Source organism: Luteibacter sp. dw_328, from assembly GCF_018449605.1.
Classification (GTDB): domain Bacteria; phylum Pseudomonadota; class Gammaproteobacteria; order Xanthomonadales; family Rhodanobacteraceae; genus Luteibacter.
Genome location: NZ_JAAVUW010000005.1, coordinates 260,236 through 271,510 on the forward strand (window position 1 = coordinate 260,236; position 11,275 = coordinate 271,510).

Below are 11,275 nucleotides of genomic sequence, written 5' to 3' on the forward strand. Positions count from 1 at the left end.
CCGCGTCTGATCAGTGGCCGAGCGTGGCCGTGTGTTTCACGAATCCGCCGTAGTCGTTGATCGTCTGGAAAGCGATCTCGACACGACTCCCTTTCTCGACAGCTGCTTTCATCGGTACGGTGTAGACACCGTGCGGCTCGAGGGCGAAGGGTTCTGCTTCCACCACTTTCCCGTCGATCGTGAGCTTCAGGTCGTTGACGGTGACGTGGAACGCACTGTCGTTGCCGACGGAGATTCCGCCACTACCGGGAGCCTTCCAGACCAGCCCGGCCGCCGCTGAATCGGGCGAACCCGCCAGGCCCTTCGGCCGGTAGAAGAGTTTCAGACGGTAACGAAAGGCGAGCTGCATCTGACCGCCCTCATCGACTTCTTCCGCCTTCGGTGGCACCTCGAGGATGTTGAGCCAGAACTGCGACTCCCGATCGGCGGCAAGTTCGCCGCCGGTGTAGGCCAGACGTAAGGTCTGCGACTTTCCTGCTTCGACACGCGCGATCGGCGGCGTCACGTTGAATGGCACATCCACCGTCTCCGGCTTCGCATTGGCGTCGCCGTCATCGAGCCAGGCCTGGGTGAGCGCGGGGAGCTTGCCCACGTTGCTCACTTTGATGGTGATCTCCTTTTCGCCTTCGCGATAAACGAAACGGGTGCCACTCATGACCACGCTGGCCAAGGCCGGCGCGCTATTCATGGCGACGCCGAGTAACACCAGGGCAAGGCAAAGCCACCGCGAGCGGTGATGGAAGTGTTTTTTCATAACGTTCTCTGGGCAGGTCGGTCGCCAATCGAGCACGGCGACCGACGTCTTGCTTACGGTTCGAAGCGGATCGTGTACTTCACCGAACCACCCGCCTTACCCGGGCCGACCGATGCGGCGATCTGCTCGAAGGCCACGACGTGGGCGAGAATCGCCTGATTGTTGTCGACGACCTTCTTCACGACCTGCTGGTCGCCCCAGATGTCGATGGGTGCCAGGTTTTCATTAAGGAGGCGGAACTGCACGCCCGTCGCCGTACCACTGGTGACTTTCACCATGCCCGTGTTGATGTCGGTCAGCGTGCTGTCCGGATCGAACGAGGCCCACACCTTGGTGGTATCGGTGCAGGTTGTTTCACCGGTCTTGCCGATATAGATACGGAAACCGGTCTCACCGACGCGCGTGCCGATGCCCGTGAACTTCGAACCGTCTACGCCGGCCAGGGAGACGGTGAAGTCCGGACCGACGCCGCCCTCACCACTGACGCTGCAGGAGACGTTGGTGATCTCACCGTCGAAGGTGATCGTACCGTCCGAAGCGGCGAAGGCCGACGGTGCGGCCAGACCCGCGAAGAGCAGGGCGGAAAGTGTTGCCTTGAGGTTCATCCAATTAACCTTTTACTGTTTTTTGTGTTGATCGACGGCCGAAGCGGCCGCCGGCGTCAGGGAGACACGGGGTCATCCCCGCGCATCACGCAGCCGAGCTCGACCAACGCGAGCGCCAGTAGAAGTTTGTAGGAGTTACCCTTCGATCCATATGGAAGATTACTCAAAAGTAAGGTTTTCTTACGTTGAGTGAGGGCGCCACCGCGTCCGTTTGGGGATCGTTCTCAAGACGCGGCGGCACTCACGTGGTAAGCGTCAGTCGAGCGAAGAGGCCGGCCCGAAGAACTCGTACTTCGCCCGGGCATCGGGCACGCCCAGGTCGCGCAGTGCCCGCCGCACGGCCTTCATGAAAGGCTTCGGCCCCAGGTAGTAGGCGTCCATCGTGTCGATGGCCGGCAGCCACGCAGCGAGAAGGTCCTTGTCGAGGAAACCGGTCGCGTCGGGTTCGGCGTCACCCTTGCGCGGCGCCTCGTAGCAGTAGTACCGGCGAAGCCTGGAATGCTCCGCCGCGAGGTTGTCGATGACATCTCGAAAGGCATGCACGCCGCCATGACGCGCCGAATGGATGAAGTGAATCGGGCGTTCCGTCGCCAGCGCGGCCTGCAGCATGGCCAACGTCGGCGTGATGCCGACACCACCGCTGATGAGCACGAGTGCGCGGTCGTTATGCTCGAGCACGAAGTGGCCCGAGGGCGGAAAGAGTTCAACCGTGTCGCCTACCTGGATGTGGTCATGCAGGTGGTTGGACACCAGGCCACCGGTTACCCGCTTGACGCTTATCCGGTAGCCCTTTTCATTCGACGCGGCCGACAACGAGTAGTTACGGCGCGCATCCTGGTTGCCCACGAGGACGCGCAGGCCGATGTACTGGCCCGGCGCATGAGCGATGACAGCACCGCCGTCTTCCGGAACGAAGTGGAACGAGGTGATTTCGTCGCTCTCCTGCACCTTGTGCGCGACGACGAAGGTCCGCCCGTCGCGCCAGCCACCCGGGCTCGACGCCACGCGGTCATAGATGACTTCTTCGGCATCGCCGAGGATATCGGCCAGCTGCTGGTAGGCGACGCCCCAGGCCTCGAGCACCGCGTCCGTGGCGATGTCGGCGCCCAATACCTCGCGGATGGCACGCAGCAAGGAGGCACCGACGACCGGATAGTGCTCGCGGCGAATCCTCAGCGACACGTGCTTGCTGATGATCGCGCCGACGAGGTCGCCGAGGGCTTCGAGCTTGTCGATGTGCCGTGCGTACATCAGCACGCCGTTGGCCAGCGCGCGCGGCTGCTCGCCTGTGGCCTGGTTGGCCTGGTTGAAGAAGGGACGCACCTCCGGATGCTCGTCGAGGAGGATGCGATAGAAGTGCGTCGTGAGCGCCTCGCCGCCCTGCTCGAGCAGGGGCACGGTGGAGCGGACGATGGCGCGGTGTTCGGCGGAAATCATGGGACTGCCTCTGGTTTTGGGTATGTCCTCTTTATTCACATCCCATGCCAGTTCTGACATTGTTTAAAGTTCATAGAGTTAGAATAGCGAAGGGTCGAAGTGACCCGCTCCGAGACCGGGTCACTTCGACCCTTGCGAGGTCGATATGACTGCAGCTCGTCCTGAACTCGATGCCCTGCTGCCGCTGGTCGACGATCTCTCCAGGGAGATTCCCGAGGCCGAGCGCTACCGGCGACTTCTCGATACCTTGCGCTTACTCGTGCCTTGCGACGCCAGCGCCCTGCTCCGTCTCGAGGGTCGCGAGCTCGTACCCCTGGCGGTCGACGGACTCACCGAGGACACGCTCGGCCGTCGCTTCGTCGTGGCGGACCATCCCCGGTTCGCCGCCTTGCTCGCGCAGGAAGGTCCGACCCTGTTCCCGCCCGATAGCCCCCTGCCCGATCCTTACGACGGCCTGGTGGAGGCTCATTTGCCGCTCGACGTGCATGACTGCATGGGCTGCCCCCTGGTGATCGACGGTAAGCCCTGGGGTCTGGTGACCGTCGATGCGCTGGAGGCAGGTCGCTTCGGACCGTCCGACCTCACTACCGTGCGCGCCTTTGCCAGTCTTGCCGCTGCCACGGTTTCGGTGGCTGAGCGGATGCGCGGCCTGCAGCGCTCCGCCGAGCACGAGCGTGCCCGCGCCGAAGGTTTCCGGCTAGCGGCCGGGCAAGTGCCCGGCCGCGCGCTTGCTGGCCGCAGCCCGGCCTTTCGGCGGCTGGTCGACGACATCGCCACCGTCGCCGGCAGCGACCTCACCGTACTGATCCGCGGCGAGACGGGCGTCGGCAAGGAACTGGTGGCGCAGGCCATCCATGCGGCCTCGCCGCGCGCCGACCGGCCGCTGATAGCGGTCAACTGCGCTGCGCTTCCCGAGCATCTGGTGGAGAGCGAGTTGTTCGGGCACGTGCGCGGTGCCTTCTCCGGCGCAACGACCGACCGCCGCGGCAAGTTCGAGCTCGCCGACCACGGCACGTTGTTTCTCGACGAAGTCGCCGACCTCTCCCTCGCGGCGCAGGCCACACTGCTTCGCGTGATGCAGAGCGGCCAGCTGCAGCGGGTCGGGTCCGATCGCGAGCACCGGGTAAACGTACGAATCATTGCCGCGAGCAACCGCGATCTTGCCGATGAAGTGCGGGCCGGCCGCTGCCGTGCGGACTTCTACCACCGCATCAGCGTCTATCCACTACGTGTGCCAGCGTTGCGGGAGCGTGGTAACGACGTGTTGCTTCTGGCCGGTACGTTTCTCGAAGAGAATCGAGGCCGACTCGGTCTGACAGGCCTCCGGCTGGCCAGTGACGCGCAAGCCGCCCTGCTCGCCTGGACGTGGCCGGGAAACGTGCGTGAGCTCGAACACACCATCGGCCGTAGCGCACTGAAGGCGCTGTCGCGGCAAGGGAGCAAGGCACGTGCGCTGACGTTGTCGGCGTCCGACCTCGACTTGCCCGTAGCGAAGACTGTGCCGGTCGCGGTACCCGAGAGCACCGATCAGATCACCGGCCTGTCACTCCGCGCCGATCTCGATCGCTACGAGCGCTCGGTCATCGAACGCAGTCTCCGTCGGAACGACAACAACTGGGCGGCCACGGCGCGAGAGCTCGGGATGGACCGTGCCAACCTGCGACGATCCGCAGCCCGGCTCGGCATCCCGAGATAGGCCCCAGGTTTACCGACCGATCCGGCGCAGCGGTTTGCCGCTCATCAGGTTGCTCTCGATCTGCTCCAGCGTCACGCCCTTCGTCTCCGGCACCAGCAAGAAAGTGAAAACGATGAACAGCGCGTTGAGTCCGCCATAGAGCCAGAAGGTCTGCGCATTGCCGATGCCGCTGAGCAGACTGAGGAAGGTCACGCCGACCACCCAGTTGGTGGCCCAGTTCGTAAACGTGGAGGCAGCGATACCGAAATCGCGCCCCTTAAGTGGCTGAACCTCCGAACACAGTGTCCAGATCAACGGACCGGCCGACATCGCGAAGCCGACGATGAAGAGCAGCAGCATGCCGACCGTAAAGAACTGCTCGCCGCGCGAGTGGATACCGAGTCCCATCATCGTGCCGACGACACCGAGGCCGATCGCCATGATGGTGAACCCGGCGTACAGGATCGGCTTGCGGCCCAGGCGATCGACGAGACCGAAGGCGATCAGGGTTGCCAGCACGTTCGTCAGGCCGACCGCCGCGGTGAACCACATCTGGGCGTGGGTGTCGTAACCCATGTCCTTGAAGATGCGCGGCGCGTAGTACATCACGACGTTCATGCCGGTAAATTGCTGCATGGCCTGCAGCAGCACGCCGAGGCCCACCGAGCGACGGAAGTTGCCGTTGTCCCGGAACATGCTCCAGCCGTGCTGCTTGGTCTTCAGCTGTTCGTCGATGGCGGCGATTTCCTGCTTTACCACCGCCTCGTCGCCGCGCAGCTTCGCAAGCACCACCTGGGCTTCCTCGCGACGGCCACGCATGAGCAACCAGCGCGGACTGTCGGGAAGGAAGAACAGGCCGATCAGGAAAAGTACGCCCGGAGCGGCGATGATGCCGAGCATCCAGCGCCAGTTACCGGTCGAGCTGAAGGCCGTGTCCGAGAGAAAGGCGAGAAGGATGCCCGTGGTGATCATCAGCTGGTAGGTGGAGATCATGGCACCGCGAATTTTCTCCGGAGCCACTTCGGCAAGGTACAACGGCGCGGTAAACGTCGCCACGCCGATAGCCACGCCCAGTACGCAGCGCGCCACGATGAGAATCGTTGGCGACCCGGCGACCGCGCAGAACAGCGAGCCACCGATGAACACCACGCCAGCGAACATCAGTGAGCGCTTACGGCCCAGTGTGGCGGACATCCAACCAGCGGCCAGCGCGCCGACGCACGCGCCCAACATCATCGAACTGACGATCCACTCCACCATGCTGTCCGACACCTTGAAGTCGGCCTGGATGAACTGGGTCGCGCCCGAGATCACACCGATATCAAGGCCGAACATCAGCCCGGCGAGGGCGGCGAGGATACACGTGGTGACTATGGCCGCCTTCGGGTGGGCGGCCTTCGCTTCCTGTTTTACGGTGGCATCCATGGGATCGGTTCCTTATACGAAAAGGCAGATGCCAGGCATTGAATGCCTCGACATGTATCGGACCCGTATGCGATGTGTCGGCACGGGGTGAGTCCGCAAGAAAATGCGCGAAAACGGCAAAGTCGTTGAGAGTGGCTATCGCGATCGGCGACTGCCTTCATGATGGATGCAACCTCAACGCGCTGGCCTGTTCACCATGCGTCATTGCCGCGTCGCCGCGTGTATTTTCCGACGTTGACCACCGAAACACGCGAGCGTTGCCAAGCGTGACAAGCATTGGCCTGTGTTAGCGTCGATCTGTTAATCCTTACGCACATAACCGCCTTGCTCATGTCTTCCTCCCGCTCCCCGATTGACGATCCCACCCTCACCACGCGCGACGCCGCGCGCCTGCTTGGCATCTCCGTAAGCACCGCACAGAAGTGGATCGAAAGCGGCGCGCTCGAATCCTGGAAGACGCCCGGCGGCCATCGCCGTATGCGCCAGAGCGCGGTCATCGCGCTGCTCGAGGAACGCACGGCGATGTCCGCGGACTCCCTCCAATGCATGCCGCAGGAGTTACGAGCCGAGCGCTCTCCGAACTATCCGGTACCGCACGACGAAGCCGCGCGACTACGTATGGTCGGCCGTACGGGCTTGCTGGACACGCCCGCCGATCCGGCATTCGATCGCATCACGCGGCTGGCCTTATTGATCGCAGGCACCCCGGTCTCGTTTATTTCGCTGCTCACCGCGAAGCGTCAGTGGTTCAAGTCGGCGCAGGGAACGAAACTGCGGGAAACACCTCGCGCCCTGGCGTTCTGCAGCCACGCCATTCTCGGCGAGGACATGGTCACCGTCGAAGATACGCGGCAGGACGCGCGCTTCAACGCGAGCCCGCTGCTTGCCGGTGAGCCGCATATCCGCTTCTACGCGGGTTGCCCCCTGCGGGGTCCGGACGGCCATGCCCTGGGGACCCTGTGCGTTGTCGACCGCATGCCGCGACGACTCGACGACTCGCAGAAAGAAGGCCTGCGCGCGTTGGCGGATATCGCCGAAGATGAAATCCGCCTGTATATGGTGGAACACGGCCGCCGCTGGGGTTAACCAGGCAGAGGAGCCCACGGGTCGTAGCTGCCGAAGTACCACAGGTGACCCTCGGGATCGCGGGCGGAGTAACCGGCGCCGCCGTATTCCTTCTCTTCGTAGTCGTCGACGATACGCGCACCGCGGGACCTGGCGGTCTCATAGTGCGCTCGCACGTCGCTCACGAAGACGCAGGGACACTGCGTTTCGCGGCCGCCGACTTCATCGGGCTGAACCATGTGCTGGCTGAAAGGCGTGTCGTCGCGGGCCGAGCCGAGCATGATCATGCCGCCGCCGAAGGTCAGCTGAGCATGATCGACGATGTGCTGATGCTCCGCGTTGACGTACACGGCATGTTTTTCGAAACCGAAAGCGGAACAGAGGAAATCGATAGCCTCCAGGGCGTCCCGGTATCGCAGGCAGGGAACGATCGTGCTGTTCATGGCGTGAGCTCCTCGTCGGGGAGCCCCTACGTTACGCCAGTTCGGCCACGGCGCGCCGAACCGAGTCGATACCATGGGCCTGTGTGTTCGTTGCCTGCGCCACGTCCGACACGCGGTCGAGCAAGGCGCTGACCGCGGTCAGGATGTCACCCATGGCGGCCCCGGCCTCCCCGCTTCGCTCACTGCCTTCGCGAACGCGGTCGAGCGTGCTCTCGATCAGGCTGCGGATCTCCCGAGCGGACGCAGCACTGCGTTGCGAGAGCATGCGCACCTCCTGGGCCACGACGGCGAAACCCTTGCCATGGGTTCCGGAGCGCGCCGCCTCGATGGCGGCGTTCAGGGCCAGGATATTCGTCTGGAACGCGATCGAATCGATCAGGCTGACGATCTCCGCGATGTCCTGTGCACCGCCCTGTATGGCCGCCATGGTAGCGATGACCGCTTCGACCATGGCGCCGCCATCGGCGGCAGAACGACTCGCGTCGTTGGCCAGCGCATTCGTCACGCGTGCTTGCTCGGCGATGGCTGGCACGGTGTCGGCCAACTCCGTGAGAGAGGCATGAAGTGCGCGCGTGGCGCGCGTCTGCGCCGACACGTCGGTGGCGTACTTCACCACCTTGAACGGCCGCCCGGCCATGTCGAGGATCGGGTTGTAGCTACCCTGGATCCACACTTCGCGGCCTTGCCTATCGACGCGGCGATACAGCGACGAATCGTATTCGCCGCGTCCGAGCTTCTCCCAGAACGCCCGGTACTCGGCGCCTTCGCGGTCCACGCGATCGACGAACATCCGGTGGTGCTGGCCGATCACTTCGTCACGCGTGTAGCCCATGGTGGCAAGGAAGTTGTCGTTGGCGTCGAGGATGATGCCGTCGAGACTGAAACTGATGACGGCCTGGGCTTTGTCGATGGCAGCGAGGCGTCCTTCCATGTCGGCGGCACGCAGACGCTGCTCGGTCACGTCGGTGGCGAACTTCACGACCTTGAGCGGGCGTCCGCGACCATCGAGCACCGGGTTATAGCTCGCCTGGATCCAGACCTCGCGCCCGTTCGCCCCGAACCGCCGATAGAGACCGACGTCGGGCTCCCCCTTGCCGAGACGCGCCCAGAAATCGGCATAGGCCGCGCTCCCTGCTTCCGATGGATCGACGAACATGCGGTGATGCCTGCCGATGATGTCCTCGCGCGCATAGCCGAGCGCTGCCAGGAAGTTGGCGTTCGCATCGAGGATGGTGCCGTCGAGCGCGAACTCGATCACGGCCTGGGTGCGATCGATCGCAGCGATCTTTCCGCGCATATCCGTTCGCGAATGTCCGAAGAGCGTGCGAAGACGTGTGACGATGTCGATGCGCATGATCGTTGCCTGCCCGATGACGGTGTTCGATCATTGTTATCGACACCTGCGGGGAAGAGCTGTAAGTGAGATGCCGATTTCGCGTACGGATTGCTGGCTATCGCCGATGAATCGGCTCCTACAAATCGCGGTTTTGACGAATCTGGTTTATTCGACGGCGCCAATCGTCAGGTCACGTGAATCCGTGCGCCCGTGGTCGTCAACGACGCGAATGAGGAAACGTCCTGTGCGTTCGGGCGCCCACATAAGCGGCTGGCCGCTCGCCACGCTCCCCAGGTAAGCGTCGTCGGCAAACCAGTAGAGCGTCCGGGAGCCGGCATCCGTCGTCGCAGCGAAAGTAATGCGTTCGCTGCCCAGGCGGGAAACGCGAATCTGATAGGTACTGCCCTTCAGCGGGGACGTGATCTTCGGCGGATCGCCGGCCAGCTGACCACCGCCCTGGCAATCCGGCAACGGTGGCGGCGTGCGGCGTGCCATGCCCGCCTGCGCGAAGACGCGCGCCAGGTCGGACGGCCAGTACTCGTACACCTCCGTCCGCGTACGTTCGGGATCGTAGGGTGGACAGGCCGGTTTCCCGCTGTCCTTGTCCACCACCACGGGACGATGGATGTTGCTCACGCGGATCGGCGACTTGCCTGGAATGAACCAGGTACTGCCCACCTGGGGGCACCATGCATTCGGAAGTTCGCCGCTAGCCAGGCAAATCGGCACACGGCGGAGGTTGGGCGGATTTCGTCGGATCGGTTCCGCCAGCCCCGGCCGTTCGGCACGCAGGGCGTCGGCGATGCGGAAGAACAGCGGCGCGGCCGCATCCACGCCGACGAACGCGGGGTTGCCGCTGCCGTCGAAATTGCCTATCCAGACCACCAGGACATACGGACCGAAGCTACCGGCTGTCCACGCATCCCGGAAACTCCACGACGTGCCGGTCTTCCAGTAAAGCGGCAACCGGGAAGGCTGGGCCGCCACCGCGTCATCCGGCCGCGGATTCTGGCGCAACATGTCCATGACCATGAAACTCGCTTCTTCGCTGAGCATCCTCGTGCCCTTCGTGCGCGGCTGGGCTGCAAGCGTACGCAGCGGGCGCAGTTCGCCGCGGTTGGCGAGCATGGCGTACAGGCCACCGAGCTCCTGCATGGTGACTTCCCCGCCGCCGAGGACGAGGGCCAGTCCGTAATGTTTCTCGCTGGCCATGCGTGAGACGCCGGCGTCGTGCAGGAACTGGTACAGATTCGGGTTAGCGAGCCTGGCAGCGATCTGCACCGCGGGAATGTTGCGACTACGGACCAGGGCCTGCGTCGCCGTTACAGGGCCGAGGAAGTGACCGTCAAAATTCTCCGGCGTGTACGGGCCGAACGCCGATGGCACATCGCGGAGTACGGTTTCGGGATGAAGAAGGCCCTGGTCGAAGCCAAGGGCGTAGATGAAGGGCTTCAACGTCGAGCCCGGCGAACGCTTAGCCTGCGTGCCGTTCACCTGCCCGAAGATTGATGAGTCGAAGTAGTCGGCCGAACCGACCATCGCCTTGACGCCCATGTCGCGCGTGTCGATCAGGATCGCCGCGGCATTGCGGATGCCGCGGTCGCCACTGCGCTGCACGTACTGGCGCACCTGTCGTTCCAGACTGTGTTGCAGCCCGAGATCGAGCGTGGTCGTGATCCGCATGTCGTCGTCGCCATCGAGACGGCGCTCGGCAAGTACCTGCTCGACGAAGTGCGGCGCCTCGAAAGGCAGGCGCGATAGCGGGCGTAGCCGTAACGGCAGGTCGAACAGAGGTCCGGCGTTGGCATCGGCTGGGTGCTTCGTGATCCAGCGGCTAAAGAGACGATCGCGCGATGCCTTCAGCGCCGTCCCGATGACGGCGCTGCCGTTGACATCACCCGGAAGTCCCCGGGACGGATCCTGCGGAATCACCGCCAGCGTCAACGCTTCCGGCAGGCTTAGTCTTGCCGGGGCCTTGCCGAAGTACGCAAGGCTGGCCGCGCCCACGCCTTCCACGTTGCGTCCATAGGGGGCGGCGTTGAGGTAGGCCTCGAGGATATCGTGTTTGGAATAGCGGGCCTCCAGCTGGACGGCGTGCATCGCCTGCACCAGTTTGCCTCGAGGACTCCGCGTGTCGAGATGCCAGATCAGCCGGGCAAGCTGCATGGTGATCGTGGAGCCCCCCTGCCGACTGCCATGCCTGGCATACGTCACCCAGGCACCGCGCACGAGACCCCACGCACTCACGCCAGGATGCCAACGGAACCAGCGATCCTCATGCAGCAGCACGCCATCGACGAAGGCGGGTGACATGTCTTCGAGCGGGACCCAGAGTCGGTAACGATCGTCGCTGGCGAGCGTAAGACGGAGCAGGCGTCCGTCTGCATCGTAGACCGCCGTGGACGAGGGAAACCAGGCGCGCAGCGGTTCGTGTGGCCAGCATCTGAGCACCACGGGTAAAGCGGCAAACAGCAGCAACGCCACAAGGGCGTTGTGCCATTTGATGCGACGGAAGCGGTGAAGACTGTTCATCGG

At 63.9% G+C, this 11,275-nt stretch carries 9 protein-coding genes; 2 read left to right on the forward strand and 7 right to left on the reverse strand.

Annotated elements, in window-relative coordinates; all coding sequences use genetic code 11:
• Window positions 1-10: 10 nt before the first annotated feature.
• The 3 genes from HB634_RS13915 to hmpA all read right to left on the reverse strand — a co-directional run bounded on the left by HB634_RS13915 (window position 11) and on the right by hmpA (window position 2,796).
• Window positions 11-754 (reverse strand): fimbria/pilus periplasmic chaperone, encoded by a 744-nt coding sequence (locus tag HB634_RS13915; protein ID WP_063570748.1) that lies wholly within the window; start codon window positions 752-754, stop codon window positions 11-13.
• Between the two features lie 53 nt (window positions 755-807).
• Window positions 808-1,359 (reverse strand): fimbrial protein, encoded by a 552-nt coding sequence (locus HB634_RS13920; protein ID WP_063570747.1) that lies wholly within the window; start codon window positions 1,357-1,359, stop codon window positions 808-810.
• A 255-nt stretch (window positions 1,360-1,614) separates the two neighbouring features.
• The gene (gene hmpA, locus HB634_RS13925) at window positions 1,615-2,796 is read right to left on the reverse strand and encodes an NO-inducible flavohemoprotein (protein WP_063570746.1); all 1,182 of its coding nucleotides are present in this window, start codon (window positions 2,794-2,796) and stop codon (window positions 1,615-1,617) included.
• Between the two features lie 145 nt (window positions 2,797-2,941).
• On the opposite strand from hmpA, the gene norR reads away from it, so the two are divergent.
• A complete protein-coding gene (gene norR / locus HB634_RS13930) occupies window positions 2,942-4,492 on the forward strand; it encodes a nitric oxide reductase transcriptional regulator NorR (protein WP_213948975.1) in 1,551 nt (516 codons plus the stop codon).
• A gap of 9 nt (window positions 4,493-4,501) precedes the next feature.
• Here the strand turns inward: norR and HB634_RS13935 are convergent, their stop codons facing one another.
• The gene (locus tag HB634_RS13935; RefSeq protein WP_213948976.1) at window positions 4,502-5,896 is read right to left on the reverse strand and encodes a sugar porter family MFS transporter; all 1,395 of its coding nucleotides are present in this window, start codon (window positions 5,894-5,896) and stop codon (window positions 4,502-4,504) included.
• 330 nt (window positions 5,897-6,226) lie between these two features.
• Here HB634_RS13935 and HB634_RS13940 point away from each other — a divergent pair, with 330 nt between their 5' ends.
• Window positions 6,227-6,982 carry a helix-turn-helix domain-containing protein gene (locus tag HB634_RS13940; RefSeq protein ID WP_063570744.1) on the forward strand — a complete coding sequence of 252 codons (756 nt, stop codon included), beginning with the start codon at window positions 6,227-6,229 and terminating at the stop codon, window positions 6,980-6,982.
• On the opposite strand, the gene HB634_RS13945 is transcribed toward HB634_RS13940, so the two are convergent.
• The 3 genes from HB634_RS13945 to pbpC all read right to left on the reverse strand — a co-directional run bounded on the left by HB634_RS13945 (window position 6,979) and on the right by pbpC (window position 11,272).
• On the reverse strand, window positions 6,979-7,404 hold the full coding sequence (locus tag HB634_RS13945) for a VOC family protein (RefSeq protein WP_063570743.1): 426 nt from the start codon (window positions 7,402-7,404) through the stop codon (window positions 6,979-6,981). The genes HB634_RS13940 and HB634_RS13945 overlap by 4 nt on opposite strands.
• A gap of 31 nt (window positions 7,405-7,435) precedes the next feature.
• The gene (locus HB634_RS13950) at window positions 7,436-8,758 is read right to left on the reverse strand and encodes a methyl-accepting chemotaxis protein (protein WP_213948977.1); all 1,323 of its coding nucleotides are present in this window, start codon (window positions 8,756-8,758) and stop codon (window positions 7,436-7,438) included.
• Between the two features lie 147 nt (window positions 8,759-8,905).
• A complete protein-coding gene (gene pbpC / locus HB634_RS13955) occupies window positions 8,906-11,272 on the reverse strand; it encodes a penicillin-binding protein 1C (RefSeq protein ID WP_213948978.1) in 2,367 nt (788 codons plus the stop codon).
• Between the last annotated feature and the right edge of the window lie 3 nt (window positions 11,273-11,275).